This window comes from Bradyrhizobium elkanii WSM2783, from assembly GCF_000472865.1.
Lineage (GTDB): Bacteria > Pseudomonadota > Alphaproteobacteria > Rhizobiales > Xanthobacteraceae > Bradyrhizobium > Bradyrhizobium elkanii_A.
Genome location: NZ_AXAP01000019.1, coordinates 99,760 through 116,093 on the forward strand (window position 1 = coordinate 99,760; position 16,334 = coordinate 116,093).

General features: G+C 61.2%; 19 protein-coding genes. 11 read left to right on the forward strand and 8 right to left on the reverse strand.

The features are described 5' to 3' along the window. Positions 1–16 precede the first annotated feature (16 nt). The 4 genes from ccmB to YY7_RS56645 form a co-directional block, all read right to left on the reverse strand. Positions 17–688, reverse strand: a complete 672-nt coding sequence (ccmB, locus tag YY7_RS0118680) for a heme exporter protein CcmB (protein WP_028164551.1) — start codon at positions 686–688, stop codon at positions 17–19. Between the two features lie 127 nt (positions 689–815). Next, positions 816–1,442, reverse strand: a complete 627-nt coding sequence (gene ccmA / locus YY7_RS0118685) for a heme ABC exporter ATP-binding protein CcmA (protein ID WP_028164552.1) — start codon at positions 1,440–1,442, stop codon at positions 816–818. Between the two features lie 288 nt (positions 1,443–1,730). Beyond that, a complete protein-coding gene (gene hemA / locus YY7_RS0118690) occupies positions 1,731–2,987 on the reverse strand; it encodes a 5-aminolevulinate synthase (protein WP_245287322.1) in 1,257 nt (418 codons plus the stop codon). A gap of 525 nt (positions 2,988–3,512) precedes the next feature. Continuing rightward, a complete protein-coding gene (locus YY7_RS56645; RefSeq protein ID WP_155255233.1) occupies positions 3,513–3,986 on the reverse strand; it encodes a hypothetical protein in 474 nt (157 codons plus the stop codon). 446 nt (positions 3,987–4,432) lie between these two features. On the opposite strand from YY7_RS56645, the gene YY7_RS0118710 reads away from it, so the two are divergent. The 3 genes from YY7_RS0118710 (at position 4,433) to YY7_RS0118720 (ending at position 6,850) form a co-directional block, all read left to right on the forward strand. Next, entirely contained in the window at positions 4,433–5,080 is a 648-nt protein-coding gene (locus YY7_RS0118710; RefSeq protein ID WP_028164556.1) for a cytochrome P460 family protein, read from the forward strand. 9 nt (positions 5,081–5,089) lie between these two features. After that, positions 5,090–5,686: a cytochrome P460 family protein gene (locus YY7_RS0118715; protein ID WP_028164557.1), complete on the forward strand. Its 597-nt coding sequence runs from the start codon at positions 5,090–5,092 to the stop codon at positions 5,684–5,686. Positions 5,687–5,755: 69 nt separating this feature from the next. Further along, on the forward strand, positions 5,756–6,850 hold the full coding sequence (locus YY7_RS0118720; RefSeq protein ID WP_035690433.1) for a DUF7482 domain-containing protein: 1,095 nt from the start codon (positions 5,756–5,758) through the stop codon (positions 6,848–6,850). A gap of 1,044 nt (positions 6,851–7,894) precedes the next feature. Here the strand turns inward: YY7_RS0118720 and YY7_RS0118735 are convergent. Beyond that, complete coding sequence (locus tag YY7_RS0118735) at positions 7,895–8,128, reverse strand: hypothetical protein (RefSeq protein WP_028164559.1); 234 nt, start codon at positions 8,126–8,128, stop codon at positions 7,895–7,897. Positions 8,129–8,870: 742 nt separating this feature from the next. On the opposite strand from YY7_RS0118735, the gene YY7_RS61935 reads away from it, so the two are divergent. From YY7_RS61935 to YY7_RS60470, 6 genes are all read left to right on the forward strand, one after another. Continuing rightward, positions 8,871–9,041 carry a hypothetical protein gene (locus YY7_RS61935; RefSeq protein ID WP_196237291.1) on the forward strand — a complete coding sequence of 57 codons (171 nt, stop codon included), beginning with the start codon at positions 8,871–8,873 and terminating at the stop codon, positions 9,039–9,041. Between the two features lie 41 nt (positions 9,042–9,082). Further along, on the forward strand, positions 9,083–9,442 hold the full coding sequence (locus YY7_RS0118750) for a hypothetical protein (RefSeq protein WP_028164561.1): 360 nt from the start codon (positions 9,083–9,085) through the stop codon (positions 9,440–9,442). Positions 9,443–9,925: 483 nt separating this feature from the next. Beyond that, positions 9,926–10,108, forward strand: a complete 183-nt coding sequence (locus YY7_RS60465; protein ID WP_155255234.1) for a hypothetical protein — start codon at positions 9,926–9,928, stop codon at positions 10,106–10,108. Positions 10,109–10,139: 31 nt separating this feature from the next. Next, a complete protein-coding gene (gene nhaA, locus YY7_RS52145) occupies positions 10,140–12,191 on the forward strand; it encodes a Na+/H+ antiporter NhaA (RefSeq protein ID WP_080663765.1) in 2,052 nt (683 codons plus the stop codon). Beyond that, complete coding sequence (locus YY7_RS52150) at positions 12,091–12,423, forward strand: host attachment protein (protein ID WP_080663766.1); 333 nt, start codon at positions 12,091–12,093, stop codon at positions 12,421–12,423. Before nhaA ends, YY7_RS52150 begins: the two co-directional genes overlap by 101 nt. A 443-nt stretch (positions 12,424–12,866) precedes the next feature. Beyond that, positions 12,867–13,016: a hypothetical protein gene (locus YY7_RS60470; protein ID WP_155255235.1), complete on the forward strand. Its 150-nt coding sequence runs from the start codon at positions 12,867–12,869 to the stop codon at positions 13,014–13,016. 387 nt (positions 13,017–13,403) lie between these two features. Here the strand turns inward: YY7_RS60470 and YY7_RS52155 are convergent, their stop codons facing one another. The 3 genes from YY7_RS52155 to YY7_RS0118790 all read right to left on the reverse strand — a co-directional run bounded on the left by YY7_RS52155 (position 13,404) and on the right by YY7_RS0118790 (position 14,988). Beyond that, positions 13,404–13,892: a helix-turn-helix domain-containing protein gene (locus YY7_RS52155; protein ID WP_155255236.1), complete on the reverse strand. Its 489-nt coding sequence runs from the start codon at positions 13,890–13,892 to the stop codon at positions 13,404–13,406. Positions 13,893–13,985: 93 nt separating this feature from the next. Further along, positions 13,986–14,609 carry a GAF domain-containing protein gene (locus YY7_RS65080; protein WP_080663767.1) on the reverse strand — a complete coding sequence of 208 codons (624 nt, stop codon included), beginning with the start codon at positions 14,607–14,609 and terminating at the stop codon, positions 13,986–13,988. A gap of 58 nt (positions 14,610–14,667) precedes the next feature. Continuing rightward, entirely contained in the window at positions 14,668–14,988 is a 321-nt protein-coding gene (locus tag YY7_RS0118790; protein WP_155255237.1) for a hypothetical protein, read from the reverse strand. On the opposite strand from YY7_RS0118790, the gene YY7_RS0118795 reads away from it, so the two are divergent. Together YY7_RS0118795 and YY7_RS0118800 are read left to right on the forward strand one after the other, a co-directional pair. After that, positions 14,981–15,193 carry a hypothetical protein gene (locus YY7_RS0118795; protein WP_155255238.1) on the forward strand — a complete coding sequence of 71 codons (213 nt, stop codon included), beginning with the start codon at positions 14,981–14,983 and terminating at the stop codon, positions 15,191–15,193. The genes YY7_RS0118790 and YY7_RS0118795 overlap by 8 nt on opposite strands. Before the next feature lie 769 nt (positions 15,194–15,962). After that, positions 15,963–16,334, forward strand: a 372-nt coding sequence (locus YY7_RS0118800) for an SDR family NAD(P)-dependent oxidoreductase (RefSeq protein WP_035690456.1), incomplete at its 3' end; no start/stop codon positions are given.

Genomic DNA, 16,334 nt, shown 5'->3' on the forward strand with positions numbered 1-16,334 from the left:
CCACCGCTTGCTTCCTTTATTCCGCCGCCCCGCGAAGCGCGGCGGCTGCAGCGATCGGCGCGAGCGCAAAGGACGCGAGACCAAGCGCGCAGAGGATCAGAAAGGGCGTTAGGAATGACACCGTGCCACTCGCCGCCGCCGAGGCCGCCGAGACGCTAAAGATCATCACTGGCACCGCCAGCGGTACGACAAGAATCGAGAGCAGAAGGCCGCCGCGTCGCAACGTGACGGTAAGAGCTGCCCCGATCGCGCCCAGAAAAGTTAGAGCTGGTGTGCCTACTAGCAGGCTCACGGTCACTCCCCCGAGCGCCGGGCCATCCAGGGCCAACATCAGGCCGAACAGAGGAGAGAGGATCACCAGCGGCAGCCCTGTCGCGCACCAGTGAGCTAGGCACTTTACCAGGACAACGAGTTCTAGAGGTGCCGGTGACAGAAGCATCTGGTCTAGCGAACCATCCTCGTGGTCGGCTTGGAACAACCGGTCAAGGCCTAGCAGAGTCGCCAGGAATGCTCCGAGCCACAGGATGGCCGGACCTATTCTCGATAGCAGGTTCAAGTCGGGTCCGATCGCGAAGGGCACGATCGTGACGAGACCGAGGAAGAAGATTATCGCGAGAGACCCTCCGCCGCCGATGCGGCGCGATAGCACGAGATCGCGGTAAAAAACGGCTCGAAGAGTATCTGTCATGGCCTCCATCCGCCGCCGCCATAGCGGTGTGACCGTCTCCCTTGAGGAAAAGGATCGGCCAGGCCTTGTTTCTCGCTCCGGGGCGCATGGAAGCGAAGCAGGCGGGTATGGCGCCACGGCACTGCTCTCATTGCGCCTCAAGCCTCAGTTCGAGGGTCCCTGGCAGACCGAGTGGTTCGTGGGTCGCCGCAAGCACCAAGCCGCCGCGTCCGAGATGATCGGCCACAATACCCATCAGCATGACACGTGCGGCTCGGTCAAGTGCGGTCAATGGCTCATCGAGCAGCCATAGAGGGCGGTCAGCGGCCAGCAGTCGGGCCAAGGCGACGCGGCGGCGCTGACCTGCCGAAAGGTAGCCGACCGGCAGGTCGACAACGTGCGCGAGCTCGACGCGGTCGAGCGCCTCCCGAGGGGGCAGCCGGGCCTGCCCGGAAAGGGTCAGACCGAATTGGATGTTTTCGCGAGCGGTCAGCGCGGACTTCAACCCGTCGAGGTGACCCACGTAGTGGACGCGCTCTGCGAGAGGCGCCAGATCCTTGGCTCCCCACTCGTTCAACGACGCGCAGCCGGACGCCGGGGGTAAGAAGCCGGCGATCACACGCAGCAGGGTTGATTTGCCCACGCCATTTGAGCCCGTTACTTCGCCGAGCTGTCCGGCGTCCAGCCGTAACGATACGCCACGGAGTACGGTGCGCCCACCGCGCACGACCCAGAGGTCCGCGACTTGGAGATGGCAGGATTGTGTGTGGCTCATCTTCGCTTTCAGTCAGCTATGCCCCGCGCCGTTCGCGTTTTTAGAACGCTCCCCTGCTTGCTTCTCGCTCGCCGCGGCGCGAGCCCAGGTTGGCATCACATCGCGTGAGAGATCCGACTTAGCGGCACGGGTGCCAGACGTGACGCCACGTTTGGGCCGATGACTCCGACCCTGGCGGAACTTCGGTGGCTCGGCCCAGGCTCGCCTCTTGGCCGAACCATCGGAGCGCCCTGTTCGCGTGTGGCCGAGCACCCGCTGTCGAGAACCCAACTCGCCCAGGGACACGGTTCAATCCAAAGCCAGGGTATCCCAGGTCTCGACGAGCGCGGCCGTTAGTTTGGCTATGTGTGCCGCCCGGTGTAGCGGCGAGGGCGTGATGCGCAAACGCTCGGTGCCGCGTGGGACAGTAGGGTAGTTGATCGGCTGGATGTAGATGGCGTGGTGCTCAAGCAGGTGATCGGCAGCCGCCTTGCACCGCTCTGCATCACCGACCATCACCGGCACGATGTGAGTGTCGGTGGCGAGCACCGGCAGACCGGCGGCCTTGAGCGCGGTCTTTGTTGCCGCCGCCTGTCGCTGGTGTGCCTCGCGCTCGGCATTCGAGTGCTTGAGGTAGCGCACAGAAGTGAGGGCAGCGGCGGCAACCGCAGGCGGCAGGGCTGTAGTGAAGATGAAGCCCGAGGCGAAGCTGCGTACCGCATCGCAGATTGTCGGCGAGGCCGCGATGTAGCCCCCGATGCAGCCGAAGCCTTTGGCGAGGGTGCCCTCGATTACATCTAGGCGGTGCATCACGCCGTCGCGCTCGCTGATCCCGCCGCCGCGGGGGCCGTAAAGGCCGACCGCGTGGACCTCGTCGAGGTAAGTCATCGCGCCGTACTGATCCGCAAGGTCGCAGATCCTGCCGATAGGTGCCACATCGCCGTCCATGGAGTAGACGGACTCGAACACGATGAGCTTAGGGCGGTCGCCCGCCTCCTGTAGCAACGCCTCAAGATGGCCGTGATCGTTGTGGCGGAAGATCCGCTTCTCGCAGCCCGATTGACGGATGCCTTCGATTATCGAGTTGTGGTTGAAGGCGTCGGAAAGGATCAAGCAGTCCGGGATCAGCTTGGCGATCGTCGAGATGCCGGCCTGGTTCGAGATGTAGCCCGAGGTGAAGACGAGGCTCGCCTCCTTGCCGTGCAAGTCGGCGAGCTCGCGCTCAAGGTCCACCAGTGCCGAGTTATTTCCCGCGATGTTGCGCGTGCCGCCCGCGCCGACGCCGCAGCACCGGGCAGTCTCGATCATCGCGGCCACGACCTCAGGGCGCTGCCCCATGCCGAGGTAGTCATTGGAGCACCAGACCGTGATCTCGGTGATCATCCCGTCGCGCCGGCGCCACTTGGCGACCGGGAAGCGGCCAGAAATGCGCTCGATGTCGGTGAAAACACGGTAGCGCCGCTCATCGTGCAGACGATCAAGGGCCTTGCGGAGGTGGCGCTCGTACGCTTGGTCAGCGCCCTTCGTGTCCTCCGGCCTGGACGCGACCCTTGCCGGCAAGTGCACGGCTGGCGCTCCTTGCCCCGACATCGCGCTCGAGCACGGACATGCTTCGCCAGCACGCGCGCGAGTTTGAAGTCTCGCCAGCAATTCCGCTCCTGTAACGTGATCTGCCATGGTTGTCAGGCCCTAAAGCTGAAGCCCCGGTTGTCCATGGCTCATTATCTTTCAGGCCCTCTCGGCTCGCACAAGTTATTGTTTGTATGCCCTCTGATTATTGCCATGTGCATCGGCAAAATGCGATCTTTGGTGTGAACTTGCAAAGGCAAGTAGCGCGAACCAGCCACCTCCATGACAAGAATGCAGTCCGCCGCCTTGCGCTCGGTCGCGAGACATGCGCGGCCGCGTTTGTGGCGCGTCGGCGGTCCATCAGTTTATCTAGCAGTCTGCTGAAAAAACCCGGTTCGGCGGCGGAGGCCGCAACGCCGGTCAATTCCACCGGGTGCACACCATGGCGGTCGACGAGCTTGGCGACGTCTATAACCGCCGCCCTGAAATTGAAATTCGCGGAGAACGGCATCGGCTTTTCTCTTATGGGCGTGGCACCTGGTGATGCGGTGCTCGAAGTAATTTTGCTGGGCGGGCCTGCGCCGGGACGAGTTTCGGAACGGGGATCAGGTTGTAGGCGATCAGGTTTAGCATGAAGTCGGCTGCAATGCGACAGATGACGCGATGTTTTGTTTTGCGCATTGTGCCATGCTGCTTGCCCCAACCGAAGATGCATTCGATCACCGGCCGGCCCGATTGCGGCATGCCATAGCCTTGGTGGCGCGTGGTCCGTTCGTCGATGGCGCTCCGGCGGCTCTTGCCAGTTCTGGTGATACCGCTGTTCTGCGTCACGTGGGGCGTGACGTTGAGGGCGCGAACATTGGTGACATGATCGGCCGTATCATAGGCTTCGTCCTCACCGGCAGTGATGCGGTGACCTTGGCTTTTTTCAGCATCCTCTCGGCGGCACGATGCTCGGCGGTGCCGTTGGCGAGAGTGAGCATGCCGGTTCTCCATCGTGGCGTGGCCTTGTGGAAGAGCTTTGCTTCCCGCACGGCGGGCCTTGCGAAGGCGACCGTCGGGATTACTGGTACTCGCATGCGTGTCGTTCTTGCGCTTCCGGCCGTGAAAGTTCGCACCGCTACAGCGAGGGGTTTTTCAGCAGACCGCTAGTGAGTGCTGGACCAAGTGCACGCTCTCGACGTTAAGCGCAGAGATCGCCTCGTCGAGCTGCAACATTCACAATTGCCATCGCCTTGCGAGGCAGCAAGGTGCCTGGCTAAGGGAGTGTCGTGTCTCGAACGATAAACTGCCCGGCATCCGCATTCCCAATCGGCATCGATTTGATGCCAACATTCGATTTTCGCGGCCCAGGGCACCTGGGTTAAATCCCTCCTTGCTGGGCAGAGGAAGTCATTCTCATCGCCGCCGCGAGCGAATCGCGGTTTGACTGGAGAAAAATCATGAAGCACACGGTGTCAGTATTACTTTCCAGCGTTCTTGCTGTCGGCGCGATCACAACGGCGGTATTCGCGCAGCAACCAAAGCTTCCTCCACCGGACGACTGGCATGCGACTGGGCGCTATCTTCCGGAATACACGAGTGATGGTGCTCTCGTGCTACCGAAAAACTTCCATGAATGGGTTTATGTCGGCTCGCCTCTGACGCCAAACATATTGAACAATGGGAAAGCAAACTTCCCGGAGTTCCACAACGTGTACATCGAGCCTGGGTCCTATGAAATCTATAAGAACACGGGCGTCTTCCCCGAAGGAACCATCTTCGTAAAGGAGCTACAACTTATGCTGCCCGCCGATCGTGCGGATGGCTCGAGGCAAGAGCCCTCTGGGCGCGGGTTCTTTCCGGGGCCCTTTAACGGCGCCGATGTAACCGTCAAAGACACCAAACGGTACCCCGAGACAAATGGCTGGGGTTACTACAACTTCAACCACTTCGAGCCGAAGGCCGCCACCGCCAAAGTCAGGCCACTGGAGGAATGCGCGTATTGTCATATCGCTAGTGCTAAACGCGATGACGTATGGACGCAGTTCTACGCGTTGCTCGACCAGGTGCCGGTGCCGCCCGCCGAGAACAAGACTATAAAAAAGTAGGAGGCTGCGATGAAGATTCTCAGGCCAACGATGGCGGCTTTGTCGGCGTCCATAATCGCAACGGGCATTGGATGCTTGGTCTCGCTGCCAGCGGGCAGCCAGGCCGGCCCTGCGCGGGCTCAGGCCGGCTCTGCGCAGGCCCAGCTCGTCGATGCGGCCGGCAACATGCACATACCGGACAATTACCGCACCAGCTATGAATACCTGGGAAGTTGGTCTGTGGCAGGCGATGAGAAGGGTGCGAAAGAGATGCACACCGTTTACGCCTCACCGGGAGCTGCGGAGGCTTATCGCGCCACGGGCCAGTTCCCTGATGGATCGGTCTTAGTAAAAGAGGTCCAGAGCACAGCGACTGCAGTAATGACCACGGGCACGGTCAGTCATGTAGATCGTCTCAAAGGTTGGTTCATGATGGTGAAGGACGGCAAGAACAGCCACCCTGACAACAAGCTGTGGGGTAACGGCTGGGGCTGGTCCTGGTTTGATGCTGACAATAAGGTCAAGACCACCTCGAAGGATTTTCGTACTGATTGTCTGGGCTGCCACGTCCCAGCCAAGGCAACGGATTGGATCTATGTCTCCGGTTATCCCGGACTGAAGAAATAGGTACGAAATCGCCACAAATGGTAGTCCGGCCAACAAGGCCGGCTACGAAAGCCAGTGATCGGAGCGATTATGAAATCCAGCAAACCTCTTGGTAAATGCGTTTACGGACCGATGATGGTTCTTCTTGTGTCTTTTCTCGCAACTGAGGCGAGTTCGGCGGCAGATGCATCGACCGAAAAGAGAATCACGAAGCTGTTTCTCACCTCGGGCCAAGTCGATCTTGCAAGAGAAGTGGTAAGATTGCCGCTTCATCGCGGTCGCCTTTCCTCCGGAGAGACAGTCTGGTTCGTTCTCACCGACGTAAGCGATTTCGCCACTTCCAAGAAAATGGGCCTCACATGGGCGCCGAGCCTCAGTCAAGCAAAAGATCTCGCGAGCACGCGGGTCGCGGAAATGGATGAGTCCAATAACTTCACCTTCAAATCGGGGCGGGTTGATTTCTCACCCGTTCAAACATTGACGGCCGGAGAGACGCCAAACTTCTTCCCGCCCAGGTTGGCGCGGGCCGGGTCTGTCGGGGATGCGCACTACAGCCCGTTGGTCCGGGTGGCAAACCGTAATGACATTGTTTTCAACGCCCCCATGATCGCCTTCAACGTCGGAGCAGAGAAAATCTCGTTCTGCGGCGGCAATCCCGATTACTCGGTTGTGACCGACTCGGTGGCAAGCATCTGCCCTGACAATGGCACCGTCGACTTGAAGCTGCGCTTCGGATTTGCGGACGGCAAACATCTGCGGTACCTCAGCTTCGACGCCAACTCCGAGGAATCGGCAGCGCTCGAGGCATCCACTTTTGCGCCCGCCGAAAGCGACATCCTGCAAAGCGGCGCGACGGAGATTATCTACACAATCGTAAATGGTAGGACCGGTCCGAAGGATCCTGAGCGCCAGGGGCTTAACAGCGCGCTCAGTGGCGAAGGCCCTGCACTCGATATCCTTGCGAATTTCAAGGAGATCAGTGCCGGATATTCACCGATGTGGGATGTTCAGCTGGCGGAGTGGACCAAAGAGGCTGTTGAGAGCAATCAACGGAAGCTGATTACTGACGGTAACGACATTGCAGCAAAAAGCGAGGCTGGCTTGTTGGTAAGCCCTGTCGGAGGTCCGGTTAAAACGATCGGACATCTGGTGAACTGCCCAGTCGTGGGCTTCACCAACGAGTGATTCTTCGACGAACGAGACGTCAAATTAGTGCGACACGGTAGCTTCGTGAGTTGTTGGTCGTCCGTACAAACCCAGCAATCGGTTCGCAGCTGCAATCAAGCGCATTCCGCCAGCGTCGTGCGATGCGCCGCCGGCGATTTTTTATGAAGTGCTATGTCTCAGGCACCCCTGTGGGCGCGGGCTGAAACGAGTCAATCATTTTCCGTGCGAGAGCGAGCAGATCGGGGGCTACCAGGTTCGGTTGCGATAGGCCTTCGATGGGCAGGATGGCATTGCCCAGCCGCGTGAGAAGGCCGCCCATGCCCGCGCTCCGATCGTGTCCCAAACATATGTCGCCACCAGACAGCATTCTTGCGGGGCACGTCGAGCTCCTGGGCCACCATCTGAAAGACGACCTGTGCCGGCTTGTAGGCGCGTGCCGCCTTTCGATACTGAACTGCCGCTCGAAATACTTGTTGAGGTTGGCGTTCTCCAGCGGCCTCTTCCCGCCGGGGGCTGGAGGCGAATTTGTCAGGGTCACCAAACGAAAACCCGCGTCCTCAGCATCTTCAACCCCTCCGCCACGTCCACGTTGGCGTCGTCATCATACCCTTCTTCAGTGCATCGAGATCCGCATCCTTGATTGCAACGCCGCGGATCGCACCAACCATGCGGAATCGTCCCTCGCCAAGGTCCCAATAGTCTTTCTATAGCCCCGAAAGCGTGATTGTCATCGAATACATGATGAGGTGACCAGGCCATTCGCGGAGCACGTGCTTATGGCCAAACAGACGCTCGATAACGGCGCAATGGATTCGAAGTCGATCAAAGTCTCATTAACTGTGGCAATGTAGGCGGCCTTTCTCTTAGTGCCGTCACGACCGCTGCAGTTCCGTGCCAGATCGCACGCCGCGCTCGCACAGCAACGGTGAGCAGAGCCCCAAGCTTCGACCAGAGCCGCCGGGCCGTCAAAACAATCGGGCATTCATTGCTCATCCGGCAGCGGTGCGTTGCGTGCGTCTGCCGCCTGGCTGCACGCCTCACTGATCTCGGGCCTGATCTGCGTCACCACCTCATCGATGTTGCGCTCACCACCATGTCGCGACTGCAACGCGCGCTCATGCCGCTCAGATGCTTCAGCACGGTGCCAGCGATCTCGTCGATCAGTGCATCGACATCGGTCCGGCGCACCAGTTCGTGCTTCTTGTCCATCAGGCGCAACTGCCGCATCTCGGTCTTGACCTTGACGTGATCAGCGTCGGCTTGCGTGCGCGGCGATTGCTGCCGCTCGCGCCGCAAGTATCGAGGGTAGGTAACGGGGCTCTAGTCGAGCGGGAAGCTGGCACCTAGCCACTGGATTACGCCTTCAGCTTCGAGCTTGCCAATGTACACGCGGCTGCAATCGAGGTGCAGTGCCAATGCCGACGCGCGCTGACGGTCTGGATCGCGGTCGCGAGCTCTCAGTTCGTGTTCGCTCCTCTTGCGTCGCGCTAGGATACTCCGGTTGAGCGTGAAGGCGATCTCTAACGTAGCTCCAATGCCATGAACTTCCACGTTCGGCGGCATAGCGGACCGCGCCCGGACTTGCCGCTGGCCAATTCGGTCGCGAACGGCCCGCTGCGCAAGTGGCCGGCTTTAGGGGCGCGCTCGCTACACCTTCGTAACATTCCCTGCCCCCTTTGGATGGCCGGCGCATTACCTACGTTCAATTGAGCGGCTGACCGCGATCGTCCTAGGCTGTTCGCGTAGGAAAAGCCACAGACCCATGCAGTGCGACGGTGGAAAAGTATGATCGACGAACAGCGACGATAGAGGAGACTACGATGCCTCATTACTCCGATAATCTTAGATCTGGCAGTGCCGCGCGATGCGCGGTTTGTGATGGCAAGTTTGGTCTCGTCCGGCACTACTCGTGGCGAACCCCGCTTTGTTCCAAGAAGTGCGTCGATCACTTCAGAACTCGCAGGGAAAGTGACCGCAATTGGTTGAGATGGCTCCAAATCGCCTTCGACCAGCTGCCCGAGAATCGCGCGAGGGCTTTATGACGGTTCAGATCTCACAACGAGGCAAGAAATATCTAGAGATGGCACAGACTTTGCTCCGCGCCGCTAAAACCATGACCGACTCAGCGATTGCGGGTCAGCTTAAGGCCCTTGCCGACGACTACCAGCGGCGAGCTGAGAAAGCTTCGCATGTTGATGCGGATGAATGAATTTCCTGACTTCACACAGAAAATCCGGGATTGGGTGTGAGATGAACAATCGGATTTGGTATGCAGCGCTTGTTGTATTCACTGTCATGCCGCCGATTTATACAATCGGTCACGCCCGGGCCCACGATTATCAGCGCCCTGAGTTGAACAGTTGGTATGAGAGTTTGCACAGCGGCAAGGGGCCCTGCTGCGATGGCAGCGATGCGAAGCGCATTGATGACGCCGATTGGGAAACTAAGAATGGTCACTATCGCGTACGCATTGATGGCGAGTGGGTTGATGTTCCAAACGACGCTGTCGTGGATGGACCGAACCGCGCTGGTCGCGCGATGGTCTGGCCCTACTTTCTGAACGGCGCTTTCGTTGGCGTCAGATGCTTCATGCCGGGGAGCATGGGCTGATCGCGAGCGCAGGGCGATCAGCAGCTCCCACTGCGGTGGCATTGCACGGTTCGGCTGCCAACCCGAACGAGGCGATATGCTTGGCGATATGGTCATAGTGATATTCGTACTGGCGATGTGCATTGCCGCGGCCTGCGTGGTCCTGGCGTTGTTGCTCTAACGATAGATAGCCCCGACTAACGCGCGGGCCGCCGGGGCCGGTTACCTTCACTTTCCGAGCGCCTTGAAAATATCGACGAAGCCGAGACCTCCTCTCGGCCGCCAAGAGTGCTCCTCGGCAAGTCCTTGGAGAGAGACGCCACGTACACCGGCGGCGCCCCCAGGCGCCCTCAGTCATTTCGATAGCGGTCGGTTATCGACTCCATGGCGAGAGGTGATTTTCCTTTCCACCGTCATGGACTCATCTTCGATCCATCGTCGCTCGCCCCGTGTACGGGCCGCAGTCGGCGTTCCGTTGAACGATCGCAGGCCAGGAGGTCCGATATGCAGATTAAAGAGACAATCAACGTTTCATTACCCGGCTCTGTCGGAGGCTCGCCGCTGGCGGATGTCGTCGTGCTCGTGTTTAGCGCCGGCGTTGCGCTGGGAGTGCAGCGTGCGTTCAGCGCGCCGCCAGCCAACAGCGGAGTATTCGACGTCGTAAACCCAGCTGCGCCGACGTCTTAGCCGGCGCGAACAGTTGGAGACCGGTTCAGCGATGGAGCTCATGATCCCGCCCGGCCGCCTCGACCGTCCGGTCGACCACGAGACGGACCACGTGCTCGGCCCCGCCGATGCCGAGATCACGCTCGTCGAGTACGGCAGCTACGCGTGCCCGCACTGCAGGGCTGCCAACGAGCGCATAACGCAAGCACGCGACCAACTCGGCGACCGCGTCTGCTACGCCTTCCGGCACAGGCCGCTCACGGACAACCGCCTTGCGTTTCGGGCCGCCGAGCTCGCTGAGCTTGCCCAGACACCCAAGGCGTTCTGGTCCGCGCACGTCAAGCTGATGACGAGGTCGATGCAGCTCACAGAGGACGACCTCGTCGCGGTGGCCGCCGACCTCGGCGTGAACGCCGACTTCGCGGTCGGCGATAGCGACGCCGTGCGGCGCGCGAGGACGAGGGTGGAGGCGGACATCGCAAGCTCTTGCGCAAGCGGCGTGAGGTTCACGCCGACCTTCTACATCAACCGCCGGCGCTACGATGGACCCTGGGACGAGAGCTCTCTCGTCGACGCGATGCTTGGCACACTCGGCCACCGCGTCCGTACGGCAGCCCTGGACTTCGCGAGTTGGAGCCCGTCCGCCGGCATTTTGCTTGTCCTCGCGACCGCGACGGCGATCGTCATGACGAACTCGCCGATCGGGCCGGCGTTCGAGGCGTTCTGGCGCCAGGAGCTCGGCGTGAGCTTGGGCGACGCAGCCTTTCAGATGTCCATCCTCCATTGGGTCAACCACGGCCTTTTGACGGTGTTCTTCCTCGTCGTGGGATTGGAAGTGAAGCGCGAGATGACAGTCGGCCACCTCGCAAGCCGCCGCTCCGCCGCGCTTCCGATCGCGGCCGCGTTCGGCGGCATGGTCGTGCCGGCGCTTCTGTATGCACTGATCATCCCTGCGGGGACGTGGTCGCACGGGTGGGGCGTTCCGATGGCGACCGATACCGCGTTCGCGATTGCCTTGATCGCCGTGATGGGCGACCGCGTCCCCATCGAGCTGCGCATCTTCCTCACCGCGGCGGCCATCGTCGACGACATCGGTGCGATCGTCGTCGTCGCTGTGTTCTACTCCGGCGATATCCATCCGGGCTACCTGGCCGCGGCCGCGACGACAGTCGTTGCGCTGGCGCTGCTGAGCCGATCGAGGGTCTATCTGCTGTCGCCCTACATCCTGTTGGGTGTCGCGTTGTGGGGGCTCGTCTACGCGGGCGGCCTCCACGCTACGCTGGCCGGCGTGATACTTGCGCTGTTCATTCCGACGCGGCCGCCCGCCAACCTGGCTGCCCTGATGACGCAGGCCAGCACCATCATCGCCTCCGAGGCCCGGCACGACGGTGAGGTTCTCAGGCACGGCCCCTCCACCCCGGCGTTACACGCGCTCGACGCCATCTATGACAGACTTGAATCGCCCGCCGACCGGCTGCTGCGACACGCGGGCGCGCGGTCGAGCTACGCTGTCCTCCCGATCTTCGCACTGGCGAATGCGGGCGCGGCAATCGACCCGGGCGTCTTTGTTGGGCATGGCTGGCTCATGGCCGCGATCGTCGCTGGCCTCGCCATCGGAAAGCCGCTCGGCGTCTTCCTCGCGGCCGCCGCGGCCGTGCGCGCAGGCCTAGCCGTCAAGCCGGCGGAGTACACATGGCGGCAGTTGGCCGGGGCAGGAACCCTCGCAGGCATCGGCTTCACGATGTCGCTTTTCATCGCCGGGCAGGCGTTTCCAAGCGCCGCCGACTTCTCGGCCGCCAAGATCGCCGTGTTCGCCGCGTCGATTCTTTCGGCCGTCGTTGGGACTGCCCTGCTCTGGGGAGCTTCCCGCCAGGAGCTTATCGAAGAGGCGCCGCAGAGCGCCAGCATGCAAGTGAATGGGAGGTCTTTCGATGATTCTACCTACCGGTACGACAGTGGCGGTCGCCGACGGGGAGACGATCCGCCTGTTCTACAACACAGGCGTGAAACCTGGGGTGCACTTGGTCGAGATCACGGCGGCTCCGCCTGCGCCCGCCCGCTCAGGCTCGGGTGCGCGGCATCACACCGGCTCTGCCAACCCTGACGGCAGGCGGCTCGTCGAGGACGACTTCGCGGCATCGACGGCCGCGTTCCTGAACACGCTCAGCCTGGACGGGACCATAGAACACCTGGTCGTTGTCTCCGACCCAAGGACCCTGGGGGAGATGCGCAAGCACTTCCACCGCGACCTGAGGGGCAAGATCATAGGCGAGTTCGCGAAGGACTTCAGCCGCCGTCCGCTCGAGGACATCGCCTCACTGATCGCCGACGCCTGACGTGCCTCTGGAAACGGCCGCCGGCGCAAGCGTCCAGTCAAACTGCGCGAATAACTCAAAGTTGCCGACCACGACTACTGCTCTCGAGCAACCTGAACCAGAATTCGCCCGAGGTTACTGATCACCGCGGGCTGAGGGAAAACGGGACACGAGGAAAAGCGAAAACACGCCTGCGGCGGCTTCGACGAAGCCAAGCAAGCGCGACGCCGCGGATGCGATGCGAAGCGCGACCGAATACCTGATCGCGACAGGACAGGCCGAGCGCGCGCTCAAGGCGATGCAACTGCGCGCCGGCCTTTCGATTGCGGGACCAGCGCGGCGTCGAAGTCGCGTCGGAAACGCTGCTCAGGACGGCCCGCTGCTCCTTACCTTCTCGAACCCCGGGAAGAGCTCGCTCAATGCGCGCTGGCCACTGAGCAGCAGCGCATGGGCGTGCCGCGCCTGTGGCGTTCCCGCTCGATGCAGGGGCTCCGAGGCAGAATATCGCGCTCCAGAACAACGATGTTATCGAAGTGGTCGGCGCGCGCGCCTGCGGCCGTGAACCCAGCCATTCCAGCGCCGATCACGACGACCCGTTTGCCGATCTGAACTGATGCCATTGCCACCTCGCATCTGCGTGTTTCACATTGTTGTAGAGGCGACAAACCCCACCTTACCATGCACCACCACAATCAACGCGATAAAGATCAGGCAGCAATTGTGATCAGGTTAACAATCGGTACTTTGGAGATGGGCTGCCATCGTCAATGTGGGTCCGAGCGGTCGTCCTCGGGGGAGAAAGACGCCGTGGACGGTTAGGGTCCATGCTCGTAAATCCGGGACGGGCCGCTTTCGAGGGTGAAGCGGACAGGTAGCGGCGAATCCGGAATATCCTTTCCTGACCCAAAAGAGACCTTAGCGTTCGAGTTGCAGGATCACGATCACAGGCGCCATCTCCTCAGCGAAATCTCGGCAAATGCGATTCAAAGCGTCGTTTGTTTCTAGCGTTGCGACCGCCGAAACTCTCGAGGAGTAGTACCGAGCATATAATGGAAATGACGCGCTAAATGACCTTGGTCGAAAAAGCCCACGGCGATCGCGATTTCCGCCAACGAGAGATTCGTCTGAACCAGCATCTTCTGGGCGCGCTCGACTCGCTTTTGCGTGAGATAGACATGCGGGGTCACCCCGACGGATTGCTTAAATTGTCGCGCAAAATGATGCACTGATATTCCTGCGACTCCAGCCAGCATCGACAGATCGATACCTTCGCCCAAATGCACTTCCACGTATTCCTGCACCCGACGCATCGCGCGGGGCGACAATCCGCCGCGTGCTTGCTGGGCTTGCGGCAGCGTCGAAATATCAATCGAGCTCAGGCGCGGGCGTGTGTGCAGGTTGCTTTTCGTTGGATTGATCGAGGCACGCATAGTGTGATCGGGTGGGGTCACAAGTGCGGGCCGGCTGTCATTGCTGCCGGCGATCAGCAATCGCGCAGAGATATCGGTCCGGTCCTGACGCCGGAAGAGGTGACGTCTCGCTCGAAGATCGACCACAAGCTGATACCCGCCCGGAGCCCGCGATCATCGAGCATGAGGGACGCGCGCGGCGACCCGGTTTGCGCCGACAATGCGTTGGTTGCCATCAATCGCCAGCAGCATGCCTGCACCCCCTCCCGCCGGCGGTGCGACTGCGACGATCCACTCTCGAAGGAACTGCTCACGAAAATATCGCTCTTCTATCGCGTGCGCTGATCGTACGGTTAGCGCGCCAGTCAGCGCGTGCGCTCGTTCGGAGAGTTCGGGATCGATGGCGGAGACGTCCAAGACTGCTATCAGTCGCCCATCGACCCCGAATACCGGCGCGCCAGAGCAGCTTAAGTTAATGTGTCTGGACCTAAAATGCTGGCTTCTGTGAACAGTGACAGGCCGCTCATCGACGATGCAGGTGCCGATGCCGTTTGTGCCCTCCACTTCCTCGGACCACACCCCGCCGAGAAAATCGATGGGCGGCAACATCGCGCCGAAGGGCCAAGCCCGGAATACTTCAAGCGACCGGCGGTGGATCGCCGGGCATGGAAGGACCGCGAGAGCCACGCCGCTGCCGGGCCATGCAAGCGCCTGAACGCGGCTGGGGAAGTAATCGACATCGTGGAGCGCCCCGACACCAGCCCCGGCAGAAATAGCGCACCAGCGGGAGCGGTGCATGGCGGAAAAGCAAGGTTAGGTCGACATGCTCCGCCATCCGCCACGCCAACCGCCACTATCATCCGCCGAGAAAGCCGAGCGAAAGCGGGCGCGTGACCGCGAGGAGATGCGGCGGTGACGGGAGCGGCAGCGTGACGGCGAGAGGATCGCGCCCGCGCCGTTCGATGCCGTCGTGATCGACTACATGGTGACGACGAACTGGCTCGATGCGGAGCGTGCCGATGATCCTAGCGCGATCGGCGAGGCGTATTTCCGGATGATCAAGGATGCGGCGAGGCGGAGGGGTGAGCGACTTAAACAGTGACATTGTCACCATTTCGGGAAAAGATTTAGGAGGTGATATTATCGACTCCTCCGGAAAGGAGGATATGGTGGCCACCTACGATTCCCGTGACGTCGCCGCCTTCATGCTCGCAGCCATGCAGCGGCAGGCTGACGCGGATGCCGTCGACGATGATCCGGCCGCCGCCTACCGGACTTTCCGATCAGCCGTCTACGCGCGCTATCCCGCGCTGAGCGAAACGCAGTTCGCCGAGGCGCTGCAGTTCGCCGCGATAAACGGCCGAGGACGATGCGAAGTTTAAGCGGAGTCCAAACAATCCGTGAGCGCTCTACGCCTAGCGGCTCGAATCGAGCTTCGCCAGGCGCTGGTCATCCTCGACCGCAGGCAGGCGATCGACTTGCCGGCGCTGCCGTCGACGCGCGGCGTGAACTAAGCCGGCCAATCCGCGAGGGCATGGCCATGCTTGCAGAGAGATTCTTCCTGGTGCTGAAAGCCCTGCTCAGAAGCCGCGACTATCTCGACGGTAGCCCGTGCGTCGTGAGCAGCTCGGCGCACGTGCCGGCGCCTCGGTGACCTTGCAACTTCTGATTTGTTCGCCGACGGCGCCAAAGCAACCATCGGTACGCAAAAAGTTTCTGAGCCCGGGAATTTCAGTAGCGGCCAGCGTTCAAGGGGCGGCGGGAGGTGCTGAAAATCCGAAGGTCCTTCAGTTCCAGCGCGGCGGCGCTCCAATTTTAGTGGCCGCAGGTTGGAGGAAATTTTCCGGAATGTGCACAGGCATGTCCGTCTAAGCTCCCGAGAGCTGAAGGATTGCAGTCATCGCGAAACCGCCCGCTATGGGCCCCAGGACCAGAAATCCTAGGCAAGATGCTCCCAGCCCAGGGTATGAAGCACATCGCGCAAGGTCTGGACTCGGTCAGTTCCTGCAAATATCCTGCCCCCACGCCGCCGCACTCGTCTTCGGACTTTTCTTCCCAACGTCCGATGCGATGGTGAGAACGCCTGCTGCGCTCAGCGTCTACGCCCTCGGGTATGCGATCGTCCGCAATCGATCATCCAGAGGCAATGAAATGACCACTCAATCGTCACACCCTAGCCCGATCCTGGTGACNGGCGCAGCTGGCGCTGTCGGTTCCATCGGGCGNAATGTCACGGAGATGTTGCTCGCCAAGGGGCACAACGTGCGAGCTTTGGTGCGCCGGGAGGATGACCGCGCCGAGGCCCTGCGCCAGCTCGGCGCCGAGGTCATGCAAGGNGACCTGACCGACCTCATCGCGATGCACCGCGCGATCGAAGGTTGCACGAGGATCTATTTCGGCATGTCGGTTTCGGCCGATTACTTGACGGCCACGGTCAATACCGCTGCCGTGGCGCGTCACCACGGCGTCGAAGCTTTCGTGAACATGTCGCAGATGACCGTCACGCAGATGAGCATCACCGAG